Annotated in this window: 24 protein-coding genes; 11 read left to right on the top strand and 13 right to left on the bottom strand. The window is 67.1% G+C overall.

What is annotated here, in order from left to right:
• Window positions 1–747, bottom strand: coding sequence for a tRNA-uridine aminocarboxypropyltransferase (locus ACODSU_RS01150; protein ID WP_488839431.1), 747 nt, complete (start codon window positions 745–747; stop codon window positions 1–3).
• A complete protein-coding gene (locus tag ACODSU_RS01145) occupies window positions 744–1352 on the bottom strand; it encodes a methyltransferase domain-containing protein (RefSeq protein ID WP_488839429.1) in 609 nt (202 codons plus the stop codon). The genes ACODSU_RS01150 and ACODSU_RS01145 overlap by 4 nt, the downstream gene beginning before the upstream one ends.
• A gap of 111 nt (window positions 1353–1463) precedes the next feature.
• On the opposite strand from ACODSU_RS01145, the gene ACODSU_RS01140 reads away from it, so the two are divergent.
• From ACODSU_RS01140 to ACODSU_RS01125, 4 genes are all read left to right on the top strand, one after another.
• The gene (locus ACODSU_RS01140) at window positions 1464–2723 is read left to right on the top strand and encodes a helix-turn-helix domain-containing protein (protein ID WP_488839427.1); all 1260 of its coding nucleotides are present in this window, start codon (window positions 1464–1466) and stop codon (window positions 2721–2723) included.
• Between the two features lie 42 nt (window positions 2724–2765).
• Window positions 2766–3458, top strand: a complete 693-nt coding sequence (locus ACODSU_RS01135; protein ID WP_488839425.1) for a Vgb family protein — start codon at window positions 2766–2768, stop codon at window positions 3456–3458.
• Between the two features lie 175 nt (window positions 3459–3633).
• Window positions 3634–4455, top strand: a complete 822-nt coding sequence (locus ACODSU_RS01130; RefSeq protein ID WP_488839423.1) for a DUF899 domain-containing protein — start codon at window positions 3634–3636, stop codon at window positions 4453–4455.
• A 24-nt stretch (window positions 4456–4479) separates the two neighbouring features.
• Window positions 4480–5091, top strand: a complete 612-nt coding sequence (locus ACODSU_RS01125) for a hypothetical protein (RefSeq protein WP_488839421.1) — start codon at window positions 4480–4482, stop codon at window positions 5089–5091.
• Here the strand turns inward: ACODSU_RS01125 and ACODSU_RS01120 are convergent, their stop codons facing one another.
• Window positions 5092–5475 carry a VOC family protein gene (locus ACODSU_RS01120; RefSeq protein ID WP_015016318.1) on the bottom strand — a complete coding sequence of 128 codons (384 nt, stop codon included), beginning with the start codon at window positions 5473–5475 and terminating at the stop codon, window positions 5092–5094.
• A 301-nt stretch (window positions 5476–5776) separates the two neighbouring features.
• Between ACODSU_RS01120 and ACODSU_RS01115 the strand changes: the two genes are divergently transcribed.
• Entirely contained in the window at window positions 5777–6373 is a 597-nt protein-coding gene (locus ACODSU_RS01115; RefSeq protein ID WP_488839420.1) for a flavin reductase family protein, read from the top strand.
• 115 nt (window positions 6374–6488) lie between these two features.
• Here the strand turns inward: ACODSU_RS01115 and ACODSU_RS01110 are convergent, their stop codons facing one another.
• Window positions 6489–7898: a DUF2130 domain-containing protein gene (locus tag ACODSU_RS01110; RefSeq protein WP_488839418.1), complete on the bottom strand. Its 1410-nt coding sequence runs from the start codon at window positions 7896–7898 to the stop codon at window positions 6489–6491.
• Window positions 7899–8095: 197 nt separating this feature from the next.
• Here ACODSU_RS01110 and ACODSU_RS01105 point away from each other — a divergent pair, with 197 nt between their 5' ends.
• On the top strand, window positions 8096–9037 hold the full coding sequence (locus ACODSU_RS01105; protein ID WP_488839416.1) for a GSU2403 family nucleotidyltransferase fold protein: 942 nt from the start codon (window positions 8096–8098) through the stop codon (window positions 9035–9037).
• 177 nt (window positions 9038–9214) lie between these two features.
• On the opposite strand, the gene fosX is transcribed toward ACODSU_RS01105, so the two are convergent.
• On the bottom strand, window positions 9215–9631 hold the full coding sequence (gene fosX, locus ACODSU_RS01100; RefSeq protein ID WP_488839414.1) for a FosX/FosE/FosI family fosfomycin resistance hydrolase: 417 nt from the start codon (window positions 9629–9631) through the stop codon (window positions 9215–9217).
• A gap of 110 nt (window positions 9632–9741) precedes the next feature.
• The gene (locus tag ACODSU_RS01095) at window positions 9742–10338 is read right to left on the bottom strand and encodes a DUF1016 N-terminal domain-containing protein (RefSeq protein ID WP_488839412.1); all 597 of its coding nucleotides are present in this window, start codon (window positions 10336–10338) and stop codon (window positions 9742–9744) included.
• A 205-nt stretch (window positions 10339–10543) separates the two neighbouring features.
• Here ACODSU_RS01095 and ACODSU_RS01090 point away from each other — a divergent pair, with 205 nt between their 5' ends.
• Window positions 10544–11869, top strand: a complete 1326-nt coding sequence (locus ACODSU_RS01090; protein WP_488839410.1) for an MFS transporter — start codon at window positions 10544–10546, stop codon at window positions 11867–11869.
• A 36-nt stretch (window positions 11870–11905) separates the two neighbouring features.
• Here ACODSU_RS01090 and ACODSU_RS01085 read toward each other — a convergent pair whose 3' ends face one another.
• The 5 genes from ACODSU_RS01085 to ACODSU_RS01065 all read right to left on the bottom strand — a co-directional run bounded on the left by ACODSU_RS01085 (window position 11906) and on the right by ACODSU_RS01065 (window position 17557).
• A complete protein-coding gene (locus ACODSU_RS01085; protein WP_488839408.1) occupies window positions 11906–12658 on the bottom strand; it encodes a tyrosine-protein phosphatase in 753 nt (250 codons plus the stop codon).
• 131 nt (window positions 12659–12789) lie between these two features.
• A complete protein-coding gene (locus ACODSU_RS01080; protein WP_060984138.1) occupies window positions 12790–13773 on the bottom strand; it encodes a glycerophosphodiester phosphodiesterase family protein in 984 nt (327 codons plus the stop codon).
• 200 nt (window positions 13774–13973) lie between these two features.
• Window positions 13974–14312 carry a DUF4124 domain-containing protein gene (locus ACODSU_RS01075; protein ID WP_488839406.1) on the bottom strand — a complete coding sequence of 113 codons (339 nt, stop codon included), beginning with the start codon at window positions 14310–14312 and terminating at the stop codon, window positions 13974–13976.
• 33 nt (window positions 14313–14345) lie between these two features.
• On the bottom strand, window positions 14346–14567 hold the full coding sequence (locus ACODSU_RS01070) for a hypothetical protein (protein ID WP_060984136.1): 222 nt from the start codon (window positions 14565–14567) through the stop codon (window positions 14346–14348).
• Window positions 14564–17557: a DNA topoisomerase III gene (locus ACODSU_RS01065; RefSeq protein ID WP_488839403.1), complete on the bottom strand. Its 2994-nt coding sequence runs from the start codon at window positions 17555–17557 to the stop codon at window positions 14564–14566. Before ACODSU_RS01065 ends, ACODSU_RS01070 begins: the two co-directional genes overlap by 4 nt.
• A 119-nt stretch (window positions 17558–17676) precedes the next feature.
• On the opposite strand from ACODSU_RS01065, the gene ACODSU_RS01060 reads away from it, so the two are divergent.
• Genes ACODSU_RS01060 through ACODSU_RS01045 form a run of 4 tightly spaced genes read left to right on the top strand, consistent with a single transcriptional unit; the run spans window position 17677 to window position 20679 of the window.
• Window positions 17677–18267, top strand: coding sequence for an SET domain-containing protein (locus ACODSU_RS01060; RefSeq protein ID WP_488839401.1), 591 nt, complete (start codon window positions 17677–17679; stop codon window positions 18265–18267).
• Complete coding sequence (locus ACODSU_RS01055; RefSeq protein WP_488839399.1) at window positions 18264–19133, top strand: biotin--[acetyl-CoA-carboxylase] ligase; 870 nt, start codon at window positions 18264–18266, stop codon at window positions 19131–19133. The genes ACODSU_RS01060 and ACODSU_RS01055 overlap by 4 nt, the downstream gene beginning before the upstream one ends.
• Window positions 19134–19179: 46 nt before the next feature.
• Window positions 19180–19911 carry an SPOR domain-containing protein gene (locus ACODSU_RS01050; RefSeq protein WP_488839397.1) on the top strand — a complete coding sequence of 244 codons (732 nt, stop codon included), beginning with the start codon at window positions 19180–19182 and terminating at the stop codon, window positions 19909–19911.
• Window positions 19912–19935: 24 nt separating this feature from the next.
• A complete protein-coding gene (locus ACODSU_RS01045; protein ID WP_488839395.1) occupies window positions 19936–20679 on the top strand; it encodes a DUF6882 domain-containing protein in 744 nt (247 codons plus the stop codon).
• Between the two features lie 31 nt (window positions 20680–20710).
• Here the strand turns inward: ACODSU_RS01045 and ACODSU_RS01040 are convergent, their stop codons facing one another.
• Both ACODSU_RS01040 and ACODSU_RS01035 read right to left on the bottom strand, forming a co-directional pair.
• Window positions 20711–21715, bottom strand: coding sequence for an MBL fold metallo-hydrolase (locus ACODSU_RS01040; RefSeq protein WP_295936661.1), 1005 nt, complete (start codon window positions 21713–21715; stop codon window positions 20711–20713).
• Between the two features lie 127 nt (window positions 21716–21842).
• The gene (locus ACODSU_RS01035; RefSeq protein ID WP_488839393.1) at window positions 21843–23294 is read right to left on the bottom strand and encodes a sensor histidine kinase; all 1452 of its coding nucleotides are present in this window, start codon (window positions 23292–23294) and stop codon (window positions 21843–21845) included.
• Window positions 23295–23301 lie beyond the last annotated feature (7 nt).

Genomic DNA, 23301 nt, shown 5'->3' with positions numbered 1-23301 from the left:
TTAATTACCCGTCTCGGTCAGACCGCGCAGCCGCAGGTGCGTGGCATCGTCTGCCGCCACCGGCAACTGGTGCTTGGCCTGCAGATAGTGGTGCGTGAACACGTCCAGGTACGCCTCCAGCGCCTGTGCGGCTTGCAGCTCGCCCGCCAGCTCCAGGCACAGCGCGCCGACCTCGGAGGTGCAGAAGTGGTCCATGCGCGTGGACCGGCGCAGGTGGTAGCGCGAGAGCTGCTCGGGTTGCAGGCTCAGCACGGGCAGGTGGTTGAGGTAGGGGCTCTTGCGGAACATCTTGCGCGCCTCGGGCCAGGTAGCGTCGAGCAGCACGAACAGCGGGCGCTTGCCCTCTGCCGTGGCCACCTGCGTGACCACGCGCTCGGGCGCCACGAACTCGCCGGGGAAGACCACATACGGCTGCCACTGCGGGTCGGCCAGCAGTGCCAGCAGGTCGGGGTGTACCTCGGTGCGCGCCCAGCCAAAGGCATAGGTGTCCGCCACCACATCGGCAATCAGCCAGCCGGTGTTGCTGGGCTTGAGGGGCTCGATGTCCGCCATCAACAGGCACATGCCCGCGCGCGTGGGCAGCGCAGGCCGCAGCGCGCAGATGCAGTGGCTGGGCACCAGGCGGCAGCCTGCGCAGCGCTCGCCCTTGGGGCCGCCACGGGCCAGGAAGGGTTTGGCGCTGCGGGCCAGGCGCTCGGCGCGCAGGCGGGCTACCGCATGGGGGGCGGGGGGCGTGGAGTCGTTCACTGGCCTCCCGCCTGTTCCAACGCAAACAGCGGTAGCTCTGCCCGGCGGCTCAGCCACACGCCGCCACCCAGTTCGATGGCGCCCTCGCGCAGGCCGCGCCGGTACAGCTCGGCGCGGTGGCGGAACACACGGTTGTCGGTGATCTCTTCATCGATGATGTCGCGCTCAAAATCCTCGCGCGACACAGCCTCCACATACAGCGCGCCTTGGGTCAGGCGGCCCAGATTCAGCAGGGCGGCCTTCAGGTCGGCCGGGCTCAGGTAGGGCAGCACCCCCTGGCAGATTACAAAGTCGAACGGCTCGCTCGCCGCATAGTCCACCACCGAGCCCTGCTGCCACCCAAAGCGCTCGCACAGGTAAGGGCTGAACTCCACGCCCTGGTAACTGGCGGCGGGAAAGTGCTGCGCCATGATGTCCCTCCACAGCCCGATGCCACAACCCACGTCCAGCACACGGCGCACCGGCACACGCAGGTATTTGAGGTAGCTGCACACGAAGGTGCCCAGTCGCTCCATGTGCTGCGGGTCCACCACGCTGGTTTTCTTGTCGAAATAGAAGCGCTGGTAATAGGCCTCGTCGAAGGTGGTGGCACTGGCGGATTTCAATGGACGGTCCTTGTGGCGGAGAAAGCTGCAAAGCGCCAGAGTATCCCGCACCCGGCCGGGTGCCTGGCGTGCGCGTGACGGTGGCTGCGGCGGGCGTGTAGTCTGTGGTCCATGGATTCGCTGATCTCCGCATCTGCCCGCGCCCTGGCCGCCGGGGACCCGCTGGGCGCCCTCAAGCGCGTGGCCCTGCGCGACGACCCGCCCGCCCTGGCCTTGCGCGGCATTGCCATGGCGCAGCTGGGCGAACACCCCCGTGCGCGCGACCTGCTGCGGCAGGCTGCGCGCGCCTTTGGCGCCCACGAAGCCCAGGCGCGTGCCCGCTGCGTGGTGGCCGAGGCCGAGGTGGCGCTGGCCATGCGCGACCTCGGCGGTTCACACCGCCCGCTGCTGGAGGCCGCCAACACGCTGCAAGTCCATGGCGACACCGCCAACGCCGCCCAGGCGCGGCTGATTGCGGCGCGACGGCTGCTGCGCATCGGCCGCCTGGACGAAGCTGTAGCGGCCATGAATGCCCTGGCGGCCGCCCCCGCAGTGGGCAACCTGCCCCCCGCACTGCGGGCCATGGCCGACCTGACCCTGGCCGAACTGGCACTGCGCTCGCTGCACATGGCCGCCGCCCGTGCGGCGCTGGACCGTGCGCAAGAGGCCGCCCTGCAAGCCCGCGTACCGGCCCTGCTGGCCGAGGTGGCGCAGGCGCGCGCCCTGCTGGACCAGCCCGCAGCGCGCCGCGTGGGGGCCGGGGTGGACCAACCGCTGCGTCTGTCAGAGGTAGTAGACCTGCTGGCGTCTGGCGCGCTGGTGGTGGATGCGTGCCGGCGCTGTGTGGGGGTGGGCGCGGCCCCATCTGCCCCAGACGCCACCGCCGTCTGGCAACCCCTGGCACGCCGACCCATCCTGTTTGCCCTCGCCCGCGCGCTGGCGCAGGCCTGGCCCGGCGATGCAGAGCGTGAGGCCTTGATTGCCCAGGCCTTCCGTACCCGCCGCCCGGACGACACCCACCGCGCGCGGCTGCGGGTGGAGGTGGGGCGCCTGCGCGCGCTCCTTCGGCCGCTGGCGCGCATCGAGGCCACGGCGCGCGGCTTTGTGCTGCAGCCCCTGGACGCACGGCCGGTGGTGGTGCTGGCGCCGCCCATCGATGGCGAGCAGGCGGCGTTGCTCGCGTTGCTGTCGGACGGGGCGGCCTGGTCCACATCGGCGCTGGCGCTGGCCGTGGATGCCAGCCAGCGCACCGTGCAACGCGCGCTGGCCGAGCTAGAGGCACAAGGCCGTGTGCGCTCCATCGGCCGCGCGCGTGCGCAGCGCTGGCTGGCGCCGCCGCTGGCCGGATTCACGACGATCTTGTTACTCCCCGCTGCGCTGCCAATTGCCTAAAGTGGACGCCAAGCCCCACCGGGCACCCCCCAGGAGCCAACGATGACCGCATGCACCCACAACGAACCGACACCCGTCACCCTTCGCCGCCACCCTTCACAACCCGCCGAGATCGTGCGCGAATACGGCCCCTTTGAGGGTGCAGACAGCGTGCATGGCGTCACGCACGACGGCCAGCATGTCTGGGCGGCCACGGGGGCGCACTTGGTGGCCTTTGATGCCGCCACGGGCGAAACCCGGCGCACTCTGGCCGTGGCCAGCGACGCAGGCACCGCGTATGACGGCAAGCACCTGTACCAGATCACCGAGGCCCGCATCGACAAGATCGACCCCTCCACCGGCCAGGTGGTGGCCTCCATCCCTGCCCCTGGCAACGGCAACGACTCGGGCCTCACCTGGGCGGAAGGCAGCCTGTGGGTGGGCCAGTACCGTGACCGCAAGATCCACCAGATCGACCCCGCCACGGGCGCCATCCGGCGCACCATCGAGTCCGACCGCTTCGTGACCGGCGTGACCTGGGTGGACGGCGAAATGTGGCATGGCACCTGGGAGGGCGACGAAAGCACGCTGCGCCACATCGACCCCGCCACCGGCGCCGTGCTGCAACAGCTCGATATGCCGCAGGGCATGGGCGTGAGCGGCCTCGAATCCGACGGCGCCGACCTCTTCTACTGCGGGGGCGGCGGCAGCGGCAAGGTCCGCGCCGTGCGCCGGCCCAAGGCGGCCCGGCTCTGACCCCCTGAGTGACGCGGCGCACCGCCGCACCCACCACCACCTTTGCCACCACAGGCCCTGCGCGCATCAGGTAATGCCGCAGGCCGGGGAGCGGTGCGCCTGTCGGCGCCTCACTGCCAATGCACTCCTCCATCCCATCCCGCAACGTCATCCACTACCTACCAGGAGCACCCCGATGAACGCACCCACCCCCCATCCCGTGGTTTCTGCCGACCAATGGTTGGCACAGCGCCATGCACTGCTGGCCCGCGAGAAGGCGCTGACCCGTCTGCATGACGAGGTCGCCGCGCAGCGCCGCGCATTGCCCTGGACCCGCGTGGACAAGCGCTACACGCTGGACACGCTGCAGGGCCCGCGCGCCTTGGCCGACCTGTTCGACGGCCGCAGCCAGTTGCTGGTGCAGCACTTTATGTTCGGCCCGGGGTGGGAGCAGGGCTGCCCCAGCTGCTCCTTCATGGCCGACCACATGGGCGGCATGGCGCTGCACCTGCAACACCGTGACGTATCGGTGCTCGCCGTGTCGCGCGCGCCGCTGGCCGAGATCGAGCGCTTCCGCCAGCGCATGGGCTGGCAGTTCCGCTGGGCGTCGTCGCACGGCAGCGACTTCAACCACGACTTTGCCGTGAGCTTCACGCCCGAGCAGCGCGCACGCGGCAACGGCGAGGTGTTCTACAACTACGGCATGCGGCCCTTCCCTGCCGATGAGGCGCCGGGCATCAGCGTGTTTGTGCGCAACGATGCGGGCGATGTGTTCCACGCCTACTCCACCTTCGGGCGCGGCGTGGAGGCCATGATGGGCACCTACCAGCTGCTGGACCTCACGCCCCGAGGCCGCCACGAAACCAACCCCGCCTACCCCATGGACTGGGTGCGACACCACGACCGGTATGCGCCTTCCCAGCCACAGGCTGGGTTTGCAGCGGCGCCAGCCGCACAGAGGCCCCAGCCTTCACCGGCCCACACGGCGCCGGGTGGGTGCTGCGCCGCACGGGGCTGACCCCACACCGCGCGGAGTGCGAGCATGGACGCCGCCCTCTGGCCCTGGCTGGCCATCGCTGCCATGGGCGCACTGCACGGGCTCAACCCCCTCACGGGCTGGGGGCTGGCCACCGCCTGCAGCCTGCACGCCACCGACCGCAGCATGCCGCTGCGCGCACTCCTGCCCATGGCCTGCGGGCACCTGGCGGCCGTGGCATTGACGGCGGCTGCGGCGGTGTGGAGGTTATCGTTATCGCCATCCGTGCTGCTGGCGGTAGCGGGCGGCCTGGCTGGGGTGGTGGTGCTCGCTCGCGCACATTGGCCGGCGGCGGTGTGGCATCGCCTGCGCAAGCCCGCCGGGCCCATGGGCATGGCAATCTGGTCCTTTGGGGTGGCCACGGTGCACGGTGCCGGGCTGGCGCTGGTGCCTGCGCTGGCCCCGCTGTGCGGGGGCGATGGCGCAGCAGGTGGGGCGGCTCCAGCGGGTGGCGGGCTCTCCACCCCCTTGCTGCTGGCGTTGGCTGCGCTGGGTCTTCACATTCTGGTCATGCTGGCCGTCACCGGGGCCATGGCCGCTGCGGCCTGCCAGGCTGTGCAGGCCGCCCAGCGCTGGCTGGTGCGCCACCGGCGTTGCAGTGGCGGCCCTGCCCGCTGATCAGGCCTTGGCCGGGCGGTGCAGAGCGCAGATCTTGTTGCCGTCCGGGTCGCGCAGGTACGCCAGGTACAGCTTGCCGCCGGGGCCTTCGCGCCAGCCGGGTGGGTCTTCGCAGGTAACGCCGCCGTTGGCTACGCCGGCAGCATGAAAGGCGTCAGCCTGCTCGGGCGACTGCATGGCAAAACCGATGGTGCCGCCGTTGGCAAAGGTGGCGGGCTCGCCGTTGATGGGGGTGGTGATGCCAAAGGTACCGGTGGGGCCGCGATAGAAGTAGCGGTTCTTGTTGGCCACCCCGGGCGGCACACCCAGCGTGCCCAGCAGCGCGTCATAAAACTTCTTGGACCGCTCCAGGTCGTTCACACCGACCATCACATGACTGAACATTCATCGTCTCCTGTAAGCCCCTTAAGGGGCGGGTTGTGGCCATCGGTTGGCGATGGCATGTTAGCGGGTGGCTATCGCCATCACAGGTGCGTGCCACAAGCCCCTGTTCGGCACTCTGGCTGCGGCCCCCGGGCGTCCACACAGGCTGCATGGAAGCCAGTTTGAGGCAAAAATGCGCCATAGCGCTAGTGCAATATGCCTGAATAGCTATTTAATTTATAGCAAACATCCGCAACGCCAACAGCTTCCGCGCTCCACCCCATCCCCCTCGTATCGCTCACTGAACAAACCATCACACCCCATGTTGCCCACTGCCTCCCCGCCCCACTTCACCCCGGTGCCCCTCGACAAGGCCTACCGCCTACTCAACCACGGCCCCGTCGTGCTGGTGTCGGCCACCCATGCAGGCCAGCACAACGTCATGGCCGCATCGTGGGCCTGCGCACTGGACTTTGCGCCGCCCAAGGTCACCGTGGTGCTCGACAAGGCCACGCGCACGCGCGAGCTGGTGGAGGCCAGCCGGTTGTTTGCCCTGCAGCTGCCCACCGTGCCGCAGGCCGCGCTCACCGTCGCCCTGGGCACCGACACCGCCAAGACCACGCCCGACAAGCTGCAGCGCCATGGCGTGGCGTTGTTTGACGCCCCCGGCCAGCCCGCTCAGACCACGCCCCCTCTGGTGCAAGGCTGCGCCGCCTGGCTGCTGTGCCGCGTGGTCCCCGAGCCCCACAACCAGCAGGCCTACGACCTTTTCATCGGCGAAGTGGTGGCCGCCTGGGCCGACGACCGCGTGTTCCGTAACGGGCACTGGGAGTTCGACACCGCGCCGGATGACCTGCGCACGCTGCACTATGTGGCGGGTGGGCAGTTTTATGCGACGGGGGCTTCCGTCAGGGTGTGAGCCCGGGCGCAGGGGGTGCGTCGCCGCTGCGACAGGCAGTGTGGGCTCCTGATCACCGCCTGCAGCGATGGGGGGGTAACGCCCGGCCGCGCACCGTCCACCGCGCGGCCCTGTCTCACTCCCCATCCAACATTCCCACCTGCTTCAGCTCCGCAAATTTGGCCGCCATCGTCGGGTTGCCGCGGGTCAACTTCTTGATGGTGAGGTCTTCGGCCTTGTCATTGGCCAGGCGCAGGTTGTTGGCTGACTTGTGCAGCGCCTCCTTGGTCTTCTCCAGGTCCTTGATGGCCTCGTCAATACGCTTCACGGCCTCTTCAAACCCGTCGGACGCCAAGCGCCAGTTGCGACCAAACGCGCCCTTGAACTCCTCCAGCTGTGATTCAAACTTGGTGATGTCCAGGTTCTGCGCCTTCACCAGCGCCAGCTCTGACTTGTATTGCAGCGACTTCATCGCGGCGTTGCGCAGCAGCGTGATGATGGGGATAAAGAACTGCGGCCGCACCACGTACATCTTGGGGTAGCGGTAGAACACATCCACGATACCGGTGTTATACAGCTCGCTCTCAGGCTCCAGCAGCGACACCAGCACCGCGTACTCGCAGCCCTTTTCATTGCGGTCCTTGTCCAGCTCTTTCAAGAAGTCTTCGTTGCGCTTCTTGGTGGCCGTCTCGTCGTTCTCGTTCTTCATCTCGAACATGATCGAGACGATCTCGTTGCCCGCCTCGTCCACGTCGCGAAAGATGTAGTCGCCCTTGCTGCCGTTGCGCGCGTCGTTGTCCTTCTCAAAGTACGCGCGCGGAAACGCCGTGGCACGAATGCGGTTGAACTCCGTCTCGCAGTGCTGCTCCAGCGTCTCGCCCACCATCTTGGTCGACAGGCGCGCTTTCATGTCCCGCAGCCTTGCAATCTCGCCATCGCGGTCGCGCAGCTGCAGCGCGTACTGCTCCTTGATGGCGGCCTCTTCCAGCTGCTTTTTCACCACCACCAGGTTCAAGTTGTTTTGGAGTTCATCGCGCTCGCGGGCTACCACCGTCACTGCCTCGGTCACCGCCAGCCTGCGCGCCACCTCGGCAGCCTCCAGCTGCGATTTGAGCTGCTGGATTTCTGTGTCCTTTCTGGCCGCCACGCCCTGCAGCTCCTGCGCCACTCGCGCTTGTGCCAACTGGTCTGCGGCCTGCTGCGCCAGCCGCGCACGCTCCAGCTCATTCGCCAGGGCATCGCGCTGTTTTTCCACCGCTTTCAGCGCCTGCGCCACGGCCAGGTCACGCTCCACCGCGCCTGCATCCAGCTGCGCCTTCAGCGCTTGGATCTCGGCGTCTCTGGCCGCTGCCGCCTTCTGCAGTTCATTGGCTACCTGGGCCTGCGCCAGTGCTACGGCATTGCGCTTGTCCTGCTCGGCCAACTCCAGCCGCTCGTGCAACTGCGCGCTGAAATCCGCGTCACGCACCTGTTTGAGGATGTCGGCGTACCCCGCCTCGTCGATCTTGAAGGCTTTGCTGCAGTGGGGGCAGATGATTTCGTGCATGGCGGGTACCGGGTGTGTCGTGTTTCGTTGGGTGGGGAGCATAGCGTCGGGCTCACCGCTGCACTTAGCGAACAAGACGATCGCGCCTCAAGCCCTGATGTCTGGCTTATCCATAAAAGCAATACATAAAAATCATCTAACGTATTGTTTTTATTTGATTTTCGGTAAAAAATAAGAAAATATTAAAATATACCGAAATGCTCGAACTCAGCCCCGCTATCACCCGCCAGTACATCGACGCCGTTGCCGTGTTCGATGCACTGGCCGAAGCCACTGAAGAAGCCGCCCAGGTGCGCGGGGGGATGTACTGGCACGCGGGGCCAGCGTCCGCGCCCGAATCGAAATACCTGGTGCGCACCTCGCCCGCCGGGGCCGAAACCAGCCTGGGCCCCCGTACGCCGGAGACGCAGGCCATCTACGACAAATTCATGCAACGAAAGCAGGCCAGCGCCGAACGGCTCACCGGCCTGAAAGCCGCGCTAGACCAGCAACAGCGCATGAACCGCGCCCTGCGCGTCGGCAGGGTAGACCCGCTGGTGGTCGCGCTGCTCAACCGCCTGGCCAGCACCCACCTGAGCGAGCACTTTCGGGTGGTGGGCACCCACGCCCTATACGCCTACGAGGCAGCCGCCGGGGTGCGGCTAGAGGCCGACGCACTCGCCACCCGCGACATTGACTTGCTGTGGGACACTCGCAAACGCATCATCTTTTCTACCCAACTTGCCAGGGTAGACAGCTCCATGCTGGGCGTGCTGAAAAAAGTAGACCCCACCTTTCGCATCCGGCAAAGCCAAAAGTACACCGCCGTGAACAAAGACGGCTTTGAGGTGGACATCATCCGCCGCGAGCGCACCGATGACGATCCCCATCCCATCAAGCTCAGCGACGCCGACGAAGATTTCTGGGTGGCCCAGGCCCGGCGCGCCAGCGTGCTGCTGGACTCACCGGGTTTTTCTGCCGTCATTGTTGCCACCAACGGCACCATGGCCCGCATGAACACTGTGCACCCGGCCACTTTTGTGGCGTTCAAGCGGTGGATGGCAGGGCAGCCCGACCGCGACCCGCTGAAGCGGCGGCGGGATGTGTTGCAGGCCGATGCGGTGCAGATGCTGCTGGAGCAGTATTTGCCGCAGGTCTAAGTATCAAATCGGCCTCTAGCGAAATCAGGATAAGCGCAAACAGCTATCAAAAAAGTAGCAAAATGGGTTTCTGCACACGCGTTTGAGCCGTATTGCGGCGGTATTCACCGCGCAAAACGCGGTGATTAAAAGCAGCGCCCCCGCCTGAAGGCAACGCGGCAGGCAAAACCCCACGCCCTACCCCTGCGCATACCGCGCCAGCCGCTGCGCCAGCGTGCCGGTGTGCAGCTCAAACAAGTGGTTGTCAAAGTCGTAGAAGTACAGCGACTGCCCCTCGCCCTCCACCCGTGCGCGGGGCGGCTTCACCTCCGCCCCCAGCGCTCGCAGCCGCGCCTCGCAGGCGGGCAAATCCTCGTCAGCCACGGCAAAGGCGACATGGCGGTAGCTGTGCTCTGCCGGTGGCTCCCCCTCCATGAACGCCAGCCACAGCCCACCCAGCAGCACAAATTTTTCGCGTGAGAGCGAGAAGTTGCGGCTCTGGCTGTCGTAGACCTCTTGCGCGCCCAGAGCTTCGCAAAACAGGCGGGCGGTGCGGTCTACGTCGCGCACGATGAAGGTGAGGTGGCTGAGGCCGAGGATGGGGGATGTAGACATGGATGGAAGCCGATTCTCTCAGTCGGTCGTGCGACAGGTCACGGGTTGAGACGAAATTGGCCGCTAGCGCTTGATGAGCAAGCGCAATAAGCTATCAAAATAGGAGCAAATCATTGCCCTGCTGCCCCCCGCCCCTCGTACGCCGCCATGATGAAAGGCTTGGCTGCGTCCAGATCGCATTGGGTTGAGAGCGTGACTTCCAGGTTGCCCGTGCCCCAGTGCCCGATGTTCGTCACATCGCGTGCGTTGGGCAGCACCGGCAAGGCGGTGGCGGGGTCTACGTGCAGGTACGGCACCAGGCAATTCTTCTTGTGGAGCACCACCGTGACGCTCCAGCTGTCTTGCGCGGCTTGCTGGGCGTAAAACTGGCGGGCTTGCGGGTTTTTGAGTGCAACGATGACGACCATGTGGCTCCAGCTCAATTGTGTCGACACAATCTCTGCGCTGGGGAAAGCCTGCGCAAACTTGACCATGCGGCGCAGGTCGCGGGCTTCAAAACCCCAGCCGAACTCTTGCGAGAGCTGTTGGCCCAGCTGCTCCAGCAGTTGGCTGCCGTACTGGGCACGTTCGCCGCCCAGCACTTCGGTGGCCAAGCGTTGACCCACTGCCCAGTACACGCGGGTGAGTTCAGCATTGACCGCACCAGCCAGGCGCTGGCGGCTGCTGGCGATGAGGGTGCGCAACTCGGCGTGCAGACTGGTGGGCAAGCGTGTTGGCGGGCGCTGGTTGAGTGGACCGCTGCAGAAGGATCTACGTAGCCAAGACTATGCAAGCTATATTGGCCTGTAGCGCTTATCCCATAAACTCTGGCAGCTATCAAATTCATACCAATCAACTAACGACACCGTGACACTCGGCGTGCACAGTGCCGCCCAGCAAGTCCCTGCAGTGCCGTCAGGTAAATTGCCCCGCATGCCGAACTCTTCGTCGTCCCCCTCAGCCGCCGCCCCCGCCTCCCTCATCGACTCCCGCCAGGCCGCCTGGCGCCTGCTGACCACGCTGGGCCTCGTCGTGCTGGGCAACAGCAGCATGTATGTGGTGTCGGTGGTGCTGCCCGCCGTGCAGGCTGAGTTTGGCGTGGGCCGTGCGGATGCGTCGCTGCCCTACACGCTGATGATGGTGTGCCTGGGGCTGGGCGGCATCTGGACCGGGCGCATGGCCGACCGGCATGGGCTGATGCCGGTGCTGTGCGTGGGCGCGGTGGCCGTGTGTGGCGGGTTTGTGTGGGCTGGGCTGTCGGGCAGCATCTGGGGGTTTGGGCTGGCGCACGGACTGATGGGGCTGATTGGCAGCTCGGCCACATTTGCGCCGCTGATGGCCGACACCGCGCTGTGGTGGAACAAGCGGCGCGGCATTGCGGTGGCGATCTGCGCCAGCGGCAACTACATTGCGGGCGCGCTGTGGCCGCCCATCGTGCAGCACGGCATCGAGCTGATCGGCTGGCGCCACACCTATGTGCTGCTGGGCCTGGTGTGTGGCGTGGGCATGCTGCTGCTGGCACTGCGCATGCGCCAGCGCGCACCCATGGTGCAGATGGATGCAGTCCCTGCACCGGCTGCACCCGCTGCATCGACGCAGGGTGCGTCAGCCGGTGTGGCGCCTGCAGCGCTGTCGCTCGACCGCAGCCGCCCGTTTGGCCTGCGTCCATTGCATGCGCAGCTGCTGCTGTGTGTGGCGGGTGTGGCCTGCTGCGTGGCCATGGCGATGCCGCAGGTGCACATCGTGGCGTATTGCACCGACCTGGGTTTTGGTGCGGCGCGCGGGGCCGAGATGCTGTCGCTGATGCTGGCGTGCGGCATCGTCAGCCGCCTGGTGTCGGGCGTGATCTGCGATCGCATTGGCGGCGTGCGCACGCTGCTCCTGGGCTCGGCACTGCAGGGCGTGGGGCTGGCGCTGTTTTTGCCGTTTGACGGGTTGGTGCCGCTGTATGTGATCTCGGCGATGTTCGGGCTGTTCCAAGGCGGCATCGTGCCCGCCTACGCCATCATCATCCGCGAGTATTTCGCGCCGCAAGAGGCGGGCGCGCGGGTGGGCGCGGTGATCATGGCCACGCTGATCGGCATGGCGCTGGGGGGCTGGATGTCGGGCTGGATCTTTGACCTGACGGGCAGCTACCGCGCGGCATTTTTGAACGGCATGGCGTGGAACCTGCTGAACCTGTCGATCGTGGGCTGGCTGTTCTGGCACGTGCGCCAACAGCGCTCTGTGACAGTGCGGCCGCAGCACAGCGCGGGGTAAGCCGGGCAGGCGCCGCCGGCGGGCACCATCAGCGATTTAGGCCGTCTGCAGATACCGCCCTGCCAGTTCCTTCTGCGCGGCAGCGTCAACACCCAGCACGTCCACCAGATACGCCTGCAGCCCGCCAAAGTCGTTGTCCACCATGTGCAGGGCGGCGTCCAGAAACTCTTCCTGCACACGCCACAGCACGCGCAGCACTTCTTCCGGCGCGTGGCTGCCCATGCCGGGCGGGCGCTGGTACAGCGCGTTGGTGAGCAGGTAGTCGTGCATGACCACATCGCGCGGTACGCCCAGAGTCAGCAGGATGAGGGCAGCGGCAAAGCCGGTGCGGTCCTTGCCCGCCGTGCAGTGGAAAACGGTGGGCGTATCGCTGGCCAGCAGCAGGCGGAAAAGTTCGGCAAAACGCCGGGCGTTGTCGTGCACAAAGCCCCGGTAGGTGTCCTGCATCAGGCCCACGGCGTCCTGCGCGGTGAGCTGGCGGCCGGTGCGTTGCAGTTCCAGCGCGCGCTGTACCACCGTGGGCTCAATGTGCAGCGGGTGGTAGGCCACGCCGGGCAGCGCGTATGCATACGCGGCACTTTCGGCCTGGCCCCGAAAGTCCACCGCGCGGGCCACACCCAGGTCGGCCAGCAGGGCCTGGTCTTCGGGCGTCAGGCCCGCCAGGTGGTCGGAGCGGAAGATGCGGCGCCACTTCACGGGGCGGCCGCCGTGGCCGGTGTAGCCGCCCAGGTCGCGAAAGTTGGTGGCGCCGCGCAGGGGCAGGGATCGGGAAGGGGCAGAAGAGGACATGGTCGAAAGGCTCAAGCACAGGGCGTTGCCGCAAGACTAGCCCAGATGCGCCTGCCCGGTTGTCGCATGGGGGCTATCCACCGCACCGGCATGCCGTGTGCGGGGATCGCCCCCCCTTCGCTGCGCCGGGCTTACTTGCCCTGCACGTAGGCGTTGCGGGCGGTCACCGCCAGGTCGGGGTAGTTGGCAAACATGCCGTCCATGCCCATGTCCAGGTACTTGCGGAACTCTGCGGCGGCAGGAGCGGCATCGGCCTGCGCAAAGGTCCAGCCGTGCACCTTCAGGCCTGCGGCGTGGGCCTGGTCGATGAAGGACTTCGTGACGGGGTAGGTGGTGTTGTTGATGAGCACGCCTACCCCCTCGGTGAAGGCCGCCACATCTTTCAGCGTGAGCGCCTGCACGCCGGTGGCGCCCGTGACCCCCATGCGCGCGGTGCCGTCCGCTGCGGTGGTGGCCACCCCCAGCAGGATCAGCGGCATCTTGTTGTTCTGCGCGACTTGCTTGGTGCGCAGGCTGCGCAGAGTGGCATCGCTGAACGACTGGATGAAGACCTTGCTGTTGGCGTTGTAGCCGTTGGCGGCCAGGGTCTTCAAGATGCCGTCTTCCATGGCGGGGTCGGCCTGCTTGGCTTCGGGGTAGATGCCCACTTCGCGGCCTGCGGTGCTACTTTGTTTTTTGGCCAGGTCCACCACTTCCTGGAAGGTGGGTACGGCGAACGCGTTGGCCGAGCTGGGCGTGAAGCCCGGATAGCTTGCCTTGCCCGTGCCGGTGGGCACCACGGTCAGTGTCTTGATTTCGGCGAGAGTGAAGTCCGACACCTTGTAGCCACCGTTGCGCTGCGCGAACAGCGTGGCCACGTTGGTGGTGCGGTTCAGGGTGTCGTCGTGGATGGCTACCAGCGCGCCGTCTTTGGTGATCTGCAAGTCGGGTTCGATGAAGTCGGCCCCCATGCGGATGGCCAGCTCGTAGCCGCCTAGCGTGTGCTCGGGCAGATAGCCGCTGGCGCCACGGTGCGCGATGACCTGGGGTTGTGCAGGCGCATCGTCACTACCGCCACACCCGGCAAGCACCAGGGCAGACAGGCAGACGGCGGCGAAGGAGGACAAGGCTTTCATGGCAACGGTTCCGTTTCTGAAAAGAGGCCGACTCTAGGGCGGCATCGTTGCAGCGGCGTGACATGGTGGCGCGGATATGCGCAGGGCTGGAACGCAGGAGACACCGGGAGGAGAGTGAACCCTGCGGTGCAAGAACCCATACCCATGCAAGCGCGGGATCAGGCGCCTGGTGACGCCTTTGTCCGATGGGCAGCGAACCGTCAGGGCGGGAGCGAAGTCACCGCGCCATCCACCGGCAGCTCTTGCGTGCCCTTGGGACAGGGCTGGTCGGTGTAGGTAGTGCGGCCGTCTTTCACACACTTGCGCGGTTGCGGTGCAGCGGGGGTTGAGGCTCCGCTGCGCGCGGGCTGCGCCTGGGCGGGCCGCTTGTCGGGCGGCAGGGTGTCTGGGCCCGGGCGGATGATCTTTTTCCACATCTGCTCGGACCACGGCCCTGCGTGCGGCAGCCAGGCATCGCGCGTCCACCACGCAGCGGCGGCGGCAGCAACCACCACGACCGCGATGGCGGTGAGGACGGTGCGTTCAGTGCGGCTGCGCATACGGATGCGGTGAGAGCGCCTGTGAAAGGTCCGTCAGCGTGTGCGCTCGCGCGTCACGTTCACGTCGATGTCACCAAACACGGTCACGCCGCTGGCACCCTGGGGCTGCTGCTGGCTGGCCGGGTCGCTGGAGCGCGCGGACCCTGTGGTGGTGCACCCACCCAGCGCAGCGGCAACCGCGAGGGCTGCCAGCGCGGTGCGGCAGACGCTGCCCGCCATCGACGCGGTAGGTGCCCTGTTCAGCGCCTGCATCATTCGCCGCCCAGGTGGTTGCCCAGAATGCCGGCCAGCTCGAACATGCCTGCGCTGTCCTTGCCGAACACGGCGCGCAGCTTGTCGTCGGCAACGATGGTGCGCTTGTCCTTGGGGTCCTGCAGGTTGTGGGCCTTGATGTATTCCCACATCTTCTTGACGGCCTCGGGGCGGGCCACGGGCTCGTTGCCAATCACGGCGGCCAGGGCGGCGCTGGGAGCCTTGCCTGCTGCGGCCTTGCGCGGGGCTTTGGCGGCGGTGGTTTTGGCGGCAGCCTTCTTTGCAGGGGCTTTTTTGGCCGCTGCGCCCGTCTTGCTTGCTTTGGCTGCTACTGTTTTTGAAACAGCGCCAGGGCGCGGCGGGAACTTGCTGGGCGCAAATTCAAAGTTGACCTTGCCCGCCTCCTTGTCCCACGCCAGGTGGGCCTTGAAGTTGCGGCGCGTGCGCATGCTCACGAACTTGTCGAGCAGGTCGGTCTTGCCGGTCTCCAGCAGCTTGTGCATCTGCTCGCGCTCCACGGGCTGCTGCAGGATGATCTTGCCGCTCTTGAAGGTGCAGCTGGGCGTGGGCTGTGCGGCCGTGGGCACGGCCTTGCTGCACACGTAGTTGCTGCCGTGCTCGTGCACTTCCGATCCGCAGATGGGGCAGGCACCCAGCGATGCGTCTTCAAACTCCACCAGCTCGCCCGATTCCTCGGCGTTCTTGTCGTCGCCAAAGTCGAATTCGAGCTTGTAGTTGTGCGCTTCGTCGTCGTACTTGATGACGATCTCAGAGGTGAACGGCCACCCCGCCTTGGAGCGGAAGCCCTCCAGTGGGCCGATCTTCTTGTCGCGCAGCAGCTGTTCGGCCTCGGCCGTTTCAAAGGTGCGGCCTGCGGGCGACTTGCCGAAGCTGAAGCCACAGCCCTCGGCGCCCGCCTTGCCCACACAGGCAAAGCGGCGGTAGTTCTCTTTGACCACACCGCCGCAGTTGGGGCAGGGCGATTGCAGCGTGGCGTAGTCGCCGGGGATGGTGTCGCGGTCGTATTCCTTGGCCTTCTTGACCATGCGCTCGGTCATGGCGGCGATCTCGGCCATGAAGGCTTCGCGGCTGAGCTGGCCCTTTTCCATCTGCGAGAGCTTGTATTCCCACTCGCCTGTGAGTTCGGCGCGGCACAGCTCTTCGACTTCCAGCCCGCGCAGCAGCGTCATGAGCTGGAAGGCCTTGGCCGTGGGGATGATCTCGCGGCCTTCGCGCAGCATGTACTTTTCAGTCAGCAGGCCTTCGATGATGGCCGCACGCGTGGCAGGCGTGCCCAGGCCTTTTTCCTGCATGGCTTCGCGCAGCTCGTCGTCGTCGATCTGCTTGCCCGCGCTTTCCATGGCGCCCAGCAGCGTGGCTTCGGAGTAGCGGGCGGGCGGCTTGGTCTTGAGGCCCTTGGGATCCGCCGCCAGGGTGTTGACCATTTCGCCGGGTTTCACCGGCACCAGGTTCTGGCCCTTGTCGCCGTCCTTGCCGCCTTCGACTTCGTCGGCGGCTTCCTTGCCGTAGATGGCCAGCCAGCCCGGCTTGACCAGCACCTTGCCTTCGGTCTTGAAGCTGTGCACGGATGTTGCCCCCACGCTCCCCACTTCGTGTGGTTCGCTGCCCCCCGAGGGGGCCGCGCCTTGCTTGGGGCGGCCCGGCGCGGCGGCGACGGTGCTGATGCGGGTGGTGACGGTGTATTCCGCGCTGGGGAAGAACACGGCCATGAAGCGGCGCACGACCAGGTCGTACAGCTTTTGCTCAGCCTCGCTCAGGCCCGATGGGGCTTGCGTGGTGGGGATGATGGCAAAGTGATCGCTGACCTTGCTGTTGTCAAAAATGCGCTTGGACGGGCGGATGTAGTTGTTGTTCAGCGCGGTGAGCGCGTGCGGCGCGAGGTGGCGCATGCCGCTGTCGGCCAGCATTTCAAAAGTTTGCTTGGCCACGGGCAAATAGTCTTCGGGCAGCGCGCGCGAGTCGGTACGCGGGTAGGTCAGGGCTTTGTGGCGTTCGTACAGGCTTTGCGCAAGGGCGAGCGTGGTCTTGGCACTGAAGCCGAACTTGCCATTGGCCTCGCGCTGCAGGCTGGTCAGGTCAAATAACAGGGGCGATGCCTGGGTGGTGGGCTTGCTCTCTTCGGTGACGGTGGCCTGCTTGCCGCGCACGGCGTTGGCAATGGCTTGGGCTTCTGCGGCCGACCACACGCGGTCGGCGCGGGCTTCCACATCCTCGCCCTTCTTCCATTTCGGGTCGAACCACTTGGCGGGGTACTCGCCCGCCTGGGCGCCAAAGGTGGCGTGGATTTCCCAGTAGTCGCGGCTGATGAACTTGCGGATCTTTTCTTCGCGCTCCACCACCAGCGACAGCGTGGGCGTCTGCACCCGGCCCACGGTGGTCAAGAAGAAGCCACCGTCGCGCGAGTTGAATGCCGTCATGGCGCGCGTGCCGTTGATGCCCACCAGCCAGTCGGCTTCGGAGCGGCTGCGCGCGGCGCTGGCCAGGCCGGCCATCTGCTGGTCGGTGCGCAGCGCGCTGAAGCCGTCGCGGATCGCCTGGGGCGTCATGGACTGCAGCCACAGGCGCTTGACGGGCTTGCCCAGGGGTTTGCTGCCGCCCGCATACTGCTCGATCAGGCGAAAGATCAGCTCACCCTCGCGGCCCGCGTCACACGCGTTGATGAGTTCGGTCACGTCCTTGCGCTTGGCCTGCTTGACCACCGCGTTCAGGCGGCTCTTGGTCTTGTCCACGGGCTTGAGGTCAAAGTACGGCGGGATCACGGGCAGGTGCGCAAAGCTCCACTTGCCGCGTTTCACATCGAATTGCTCGGGGGCCTGGATCTCCACCAGGTGGCCCACGGCGCTGGTGACGACATAGCGGTCGTTCTCGAAGTGATCTTCGTGCTTCTCGAACTTGCCCGCCACGGGGGTCAGTGCGCGCACGATGTCTTGCGCCACCGAGGGTTTTTCTGCAATTACCAGGGTCTTGGTCATTTTTTGGTTTCTCGCCAGTCTGGCTGTCCGGCATCCGGCCGGTCGCTTCTACAATCCGTTGCCTCACGCGTACACGCGCACGCGCATGTGTGCATATTCAAGTTAACAGAGTTTTTGCCATGCCCCGCACCGCACCGCCTGCAACCCCGACCCCTGCGCAGGGGCGTCGCATCCAGACCCGGCGTTCGGGCGTGCACGGCAAGGGCGTTTTTGCCGTGCAGGATATTGCAGAGGGCGAAGTCCTTGTTGAATACACGGGTGAAGTGATCGGCTGGCAGGAAGCGCAGGACCGGCACCCGCACGACCCCTTGCAGCCCAACCACACGTTCTACTTCCATGTGGATGAAGACCATGTGATCGATGCAAAGTTCGGCGGCAATTCGTCGCGCTGGATCAACCACAGCTGCAACCCCAACTGCTACGCCGACGAGCGCGACGGCCGCATTTTCATCACCGCGCTGCGCAACATCAAGGCGGGCGAAGAGCTGAACTACGACTACGGCCTGATCATCGAAGAGCGCTACACCCCCAAGCTCAAGGCCGAGTACCCCTGCTGGTGCGGTAGCCCCAACTGCCGGGGCACGCTGCTCGCGCCCAAGCGCGGCTGGGCACCGCCGGTGCCGCTGCCACCGTCCAAGCCGTCTTCTGCCAAGGCCAAGAAGGCCGCCAAGGCTCCCCAGAAGGCCAATCCGCGAGGCCGCAGCCAGTGAGCGCCACCTCTCCGATCCGCTGGCCCGCCGAGGCCATCTGGGAGGCGGTATCCCCGCTGCTGCCGGGCTTCACTGTGGAGGTGCTGCCCACCATCGACTCCACCAACACCGAGCTGATGCGCCGTGCGCGCAACGGCCAGTGCGAGCCCACCCTGCTGGTGGCCGAGCAGCAGACCGCAGGGCGTGGGCGGCTGGGGCGGGTATGGCAAAGCGATGTGGGGGCTTCTCTGATGATGTCCTTGGGCTTGCCGCTGGCGCCCCAGGATTGGTCCGGCCTGTCGCTCGCCGTGGGGGTCAGCGTGGCCGAGAGCCTGCAGCCCGTGCTGCCGCCGCTGGGCGCGAACCAGCCGGCACGCGTGGGGCTCAAGTGGCCCAACGACCTGTGGCTGGGCGGCGCGGCGGGAGACCGCAAGCTGGGCGGCATTCTGGTGGAGACTGCGAGTTTTGTGGCGCCCCAGGCAGTCTATGCGGCCAGTGCCCCTGGCCAGGCCAGCACCGCACGCTACGTGGTGGTGGGCATCGGCATCAACGTGCTGCCGCGCAGCCCCGAGGGCATGAGCATGCCCCCCGGCAGCCTGCAGGAGGTGGAACCGGGCCTGGACGCGCCCACCGCGCTGCAGCGCATCGTGCCGCCGCTGGTGGCCATGCTGCAGTCGTTTGCGGGCTATGGCTTTGCGCCCATGCAGCCCCGCTTTGCGGCGCGCGACGTGCTGCAGGGCCGCGCCGTGACGCTGAGCGACGGCCACACGGGCACCGCGCATGGCGTGGGCGATGACGGGGCGCTGCTGGTGCACACGGCGGGTGGCATGCAGGCCATCACCAGTTCCGAAATCAGCGTGCGGCCGACAGCGGTGCCACCGGTGTGAGCCCGCTTTTCCTTCCGATGCGAGTGTTCTTGAAAGGCCGTGCCCCATGCTCCGTCTTGCCGTGATCGTGCTGCTCCTGGCCAACGCGGGCTATTACGCGTGGGCACAGGGCCTGCTGCGCCCGTTGGGCTACGCGCCGCAGGAGCAGTCGGAACCCCAGCGCATGAACCAGCAGATCCGGCCCGAGACGCTGCAGATCCTGAAGGTCAACCCCAGCAAGACCTCCTCCGCTGCGCCTCCCGGTTCCACGTCCACATCCCCCTCCCAGGCCACCGCCGCCAACGACTCCCCCGCCCCCCCCACCACACCGGCCGCCTCGCCCCCCGCAGACTCTGCGGAGTGCCTGCAGGCCGGCGTGTTTGATGACCGCCAGGCCGAGGCGCTGCGCACAGCGGCTGCCGGGTTGCCCGCCGGCAGCTGGACGCTGGAGCCCACGCCCATCCCAGGCCGCTGGATGGTCTACATGGGGCGGTTTGACGACATCGAAACCCTGGACCGCAAACGCGCCGAGCTGCGCGCCCGCAAGGTGGACCACGACCGCGCCGGAGGCACGCTCGAGCTGGGCCTGTCGCTGGGCCGCTTTGCCTCCAAGGAGGCGGCCGAGCGCGAGCTGACCAACCTGGGCACCAAGGGCGTGCGCACCGCCCGTGTGATCCAGGAGCGTGCCGAAGCCCCCGGCTTCACGCTGCGCCTGCCTGCCGTGAACGACGCCTTGCGTGCCCAGCTGGATGTGCTGCGCACGGCCATGGCGGGCAAGACGCTGCGTGCGTGCGGCTGACGTCCCCTTTTGCACATTGCCACCATGAATGAAGAGCCAACGTCCATCCAGTGCGGCGAGCACGGCGACGCCGCACCCACCTTCGTGTGCGGCCACCTGTGCCGTCACCCGGTGCAGCGCTGGTTTTGCGATGCACCCTCGCCAGACACCCCCTACCCGGACGCATGGTGCGCCAGCTGCAACGCCGAGTTGATGCGGCAGGGGGGTGTGTGGACCGAGCACAACACGCAATGCCTGGACCTTCAGATCCTGTGCCACCACTGCTACCAGGACGCCATGGCGCGCAGTGTGGAGGCGCTGGACGGCGACACCCAAGCCGCCTGGATTGATGCTGTGACGCAGGGCCACCACGCGCTGCGGGACAAGCAGCGCGCGCTGGAGCAGGACTACGGCATCGCCAGCTTTGAGCGCTGGGACTACGACCAGTCCGCCGGCACTTTGACCTTTTCGGCCGGTGGCGTGCCCCGGGTGGTGGCCGACATCGAGTTCATCGGATCGGTGTCGGAAGCCAGCGGCACCTGGCTGTGGGCCTGGGCCAATTTCCACAACGAAGCCCCGGTGGTGTCGCGCGTCGCGGCCGTGCGGGAGTGGGGCGAGGCCCAGGGCTTTCTGCACCTCACGGTGCCGCTGTGGAAGGGCGATGCCATCGATGGCTGGGAGCTGTCGGGCGTGGCCGCGCAGGTGCTGGGCGCCCAGGGGGTGTACCGCGTGCCCATGGACCGGGGCTTTTTGTACATGGCCCTGATGTCGGTGCAGCGCGTGGCGTGAGCACGGTTGCTGCGCCCACCCGGGTGCAGCGCTATGGCAACGGGATGGCGCGCGTCTCGCCCTGCCGCAGGAGCCAGACGCGGTCCAGCGGCAGGCCCCGCTGCGCCAGTGCGGCGGCCAGGTCGCGCGGTGGGTGGTCGAAGGCCTCCTGTGTCAGCATGAACGTGCCCCAGTGCACGCCCATGGCCTGCCTGGCCTCCACATCCAGCATCAGCTGCACGGCGTCTTCCGGGTTCACGTGCATGGGCTTCATGAAGTCGCGGGGCAGGTAGGCACCGATGGGCAGGGCCAGAAAATCCACCGGCCCCAGGCGCTGGCGGATGGCCTTGAAGTCTTCGCTGTAGCCCGTATCGCCCGGGAACAGAAAGCGCCAGGGCGCCGCCGCCTGCGGGCGCGCCCATTCCAGCAGGTACCCACCCCACAGCGAGGCATTGGTGTCCCACGGGGTGCGGCGGCTCCAGTGCTGCGACGGTGTGAACACCACGCGCACGCCGGGGGCGATGTCGGTGTGTTCCCACCAGTTCAGTGCGGTGACCGGGCCCATGCCCCGCTGGATGAACCAGTCGGCCAGCCCCAGCGGCACCACAAAGCGGGGCGACTGGCCCGCGTCGCGCAGGCGGCGCAAGGTGCCGTAGCACAGGTGGTCGTAGTGGTTGTGCGAGATCAGCACCACATCGATGGGCGGCAGGTCCTCGGGCGCCAGGGGCGCGGGCACCCGGCGCGGGGCGCCGAAGCGGCCCAGGGGGCCCGCAAAATCGCACAGCGTGGGGTCGATCAGCACGTTGAGGCCCGCCACCTGCAGCAGCATGGAGACATGGCCCAGCCAGGTGATCACGGGCGCCTGCTGGCGCTGCGCTAGGCGGGCAGGGTCCACGGGCTGCGTCCATTGCCGGGCAAAGGCCGCGTAGCCACCCGCCGGTTCGCTGCGGGGCTTGAAATCGCCGCGCAGCGAGCGCCAGACCATTTCGTACCAGGGGAAGTTGCCGATCACCACGTCAGGGTGCGTATTGGCAAAGCGGCGGGGTGGTGAGGTCATGGGGGCTGCGTCCGTGCAAAAAGATCGGGCCAAGCGACGAGGCCGCATGATGCCGGATGCCCGGTGCTGTGGCGGGTTGCCGGCGCATCAACCCTGCGGCGTGCCGGCCTTGTCTTCTGCCACAGGGTCAGCTGCCCGCCACCACGTCCCGCGCCGCAAACCGCACGCTGAAGCGCGCGCCGGGCGGGGTCTGGCCAGGGCGCGCGTCTTCGAGCGTGACCTCGGCATCGTGCTTGCTGGCAATCTCCAGCACGATGGGCAGGCCCAGCCCGGAGCCGTCGGCCTCGCTGCCCAGGGCGCGGTAGAACGGCTGGAACACCAGCTCGCGCTCGGCCTCGGGCACGCCGGGGCCGGAGTCCTCGACCTGCAGCAGCAGCACATGGCCGAAGGTGTCGGCCAGCACGCGGGCGGTGACCACGCCGGGCTTGTCGGGCGTGGAGGGGGTGTAGTTGATGGCGTTGTCCACCAGGTTGCGCACCAGCTCCTTGAGCAGCGTGGGGTTGCCGTCGATCAGCACGCCCGGCGATCCCGGCTCGGCGCCGTCGTAGCCCAGGTCGATGTGCTTGTCGAGCGCGCGGGGCACCGAGTCGCGCACCACCTCGATCACCAGGCGCGCCAGGTCGCAGGGCTGGCGGGCAATGCCCACGCCGCTGCCCTCGGCCCTGGCCAGCGCCAGCAGCTGGTTGACGGTGTGCGTGGCGCGGATGCTGGAGCGCCCGATCTGCTGCAGCGAGCGCTTGAGCTCTTCGGTGCTGGTGCCTTCGCGCTGGGCCAGGTCGGCCTGCATGCGCAGGCCCGCCAGCGGTGTCTTGAGCTGGTGCGCGGCGTCGGCCAGAAAGCGCTTTTGCGTGGCCAGCGACTCGTTCAGGCGCGTGAGCAGGTCGTTGACGGATGCGACCAGGGGCGCGACTTCGAGCGGCACGGTGCGGTCGTCCAGCGGCGAGAGGTCGTCGGGGTTGCGTGCGCGGATGCGCTGCTCGAGCTGGTTCAGCGGCTGGATGCCGCGCGCCAGCGCCAGCCACACCAGCAGCACCGCCAGCGGCAGGATGACGAACTGCGGCAGCATCACGCCCTTGATGATTTCGGTGGCCAGCACGCTGCGCTTTTCGCGCGTTTCGGCCACCTGCACCAGCGCCGCGGGCGTGCCTGGCAGCGGCAGGCGCACCCAGATGTAGGCGATGCGGATATCGATGCCGCGCATTTCGCCGTCGCGCAGGCGGACTTCGCCCGACATGGGCACCTCGTCGCTTGGGGGCTCGGGCAGTTCGCGCTCGCCCGAGAGGAACTCGCCGCCCGGGCCGATGACCTGGTAGTACACGATGTCGGAGTCGTCGGCCCGCAGGATCTCGCTGGCGGGCTGGGGCAGGTTGAACTGGGCCTTGTCGCCCACCACGCTCACGAGCTGGGCGAGGGCGTGGGCGTTGTACTCCAGCGCGCGGTCAAACGGCTTGTTGGCAAGGCCCTGCGCCACCAGCCAGGTCAGCGCCAGGCTCACGGGCCACAGCAGCAGCAGTGGCGTGAGCATCCAGTCCAGGATTTCGCCGAACAGGGAGCGCTGCTCGCGCTGGAAGATCTTCACAGCGGCC

The organism is Acidovorax sp. FG48 (assembly GCF_057809085.1).
The sequence above is the reverse complement of the archived record's forward strand: the minus strand, read 5'-3'. Positions and strand labels throughout refer to the sequence as shown.

Excerpts from the sequence above, each read along its gene's own strand:
- ACODSU_RS01090 (WP_488839410.1), top strand. The coding sequence starts at position 10,544 with ATGCCGAACTCTTCGTCGTCCCCCTCAGCCGCCGCCCCCGCCTCCCTC.
- ACODSU_RS01115 (WP_488839420.1), top strand. The coding sequence starts at position 5,777 with ATGTTGCCCACTGCCTCCCCGCCCCACTTCACCCCGGTGCCCCTCGAC.
- ACODSU_RS01105 (WP_488839416.1), top strand. The coding sequence starts at position 8,096 with ATGCTCGAACTCAGCCCCGCTATCACCCGCCAGTACATCGACGCCGTT.
- ACODSU_RS01085 (WP_488839408.1), bottom strand. The coding sequence starts at position 12,658 with ATGTCCTCTTCTGCCCCTTCCCGATCCCTGCCCCTGCGCGGCGCCACC.
- fosX (WP_488839414.1), bottom strand. The coding sequence starts at position 9,631 with ATGTCTACATCCCCCATCCTCGGCCTCAGCCACCTCACCTTCATCGTG.
- ACODSU_RS01125 (WP_488839421.1), top strand. The coding sequence starts at position 4,480 with ATGGACGCCGCCCTCTGGCCCTGGCTGGCCATCGCTGCCATGGGCGCA.
- ACODSU_RS01110 (WP_488839418.1), bottom strand. The coding sequence starts at position 7,898 with ATGCACGAAATCATCTGCCCCCACTGCAGCAAAGCCTTCAAGATCGAC.
- ACODSU_RS01120 (WP_015016318.1), bottom strand. The coding sequence starts at position 5,475 with ATGTTCAGTCATGTGATGGTCGGTGTGAACGACCTGGAGCGGTCCAAG.
- ACODSU_RS01060 (WP_488839401.1), top strand. The coding sequence starts at position 17,677 with ATGCCCCGCACCGCACCGCCTGCAACCCCGACCCCTGCGCAGGGGCGT.
- ACODSU_RS01070 (WP_060984136.1), bottom strand. The coding sequence starts at position 14,567 with ATGATGCAGGCGCTGAACAGGGCACCTACCGCGTCGATGGCGGGCAGC.
- ACODSU_RS01080 (WP_060984138.1), bottom strand. The coding sequence starts at position 13,773 with ATGAAAGCCTTGTCCTCCTTCGCCGCCGTCTGCCTGTCTGCCCTGGTG.
- ACODSU_RS01045 (WP_488839395.1), top strand. The coding sequence starts at position 19,936 with ATGAATGAAGAGCCAACGTCCATCCAGTGCGGCGAGCACGGCGACGCC.
- ACODSU_RS01065 (WP_488839403.1), bottom strand. The coding sequence starts at position 17,557 with ATGACCAAGACCCTGGTAATTGCAGAAAAACCCTCGGTGGCGCAAGAC.
- ACODSU_RS01135 (WP_488839425.1), top strand. The coding sequence starts at position 2,766 with ATGACCGCATGCACCCACAACGAACCGACACCCGTCACCCTTCGCCGC.
- ACODSU_RS01075 (WP_488839406.1), bottom strand. The coding sequence starts at position 14,312 with ATGCGCAGCCGCACTGAACGCACCGTCCTCACCGCCATCGCGGTCGTG.
- ACODSU_RS01140 (WP_488839427.1), top strand. The coding sequence starts at position 1,464 with ATGGATTCGCTGATCTCCGCATCTGCCCGCGCCCTGGCCGCCGGGGAC.
- ACODSU_RS01130 (WP_488839423.1), top strand. The coding sequence starts at position 3,634 with ATGAACGCACCCACCCCCCATCCCGTGGTTTCTGCCGACCAATGGTTG.
- ACODSU_RS01050 (WP_488839397.1), top strand. The coding sequence starts at position 19,180 with ATGCTCCGTCTTGCCGTGATCGTGCTGCTCCTGGCCAACGCGGGCTAT.
- ACODSU_RS01040 (WP_295936661.1), bottom strand. The coding sequence starts at position 21,715 with ATGACCTCACCACCCCGCCGCTTTGCCAATACGCACCCTGACGTGGTG.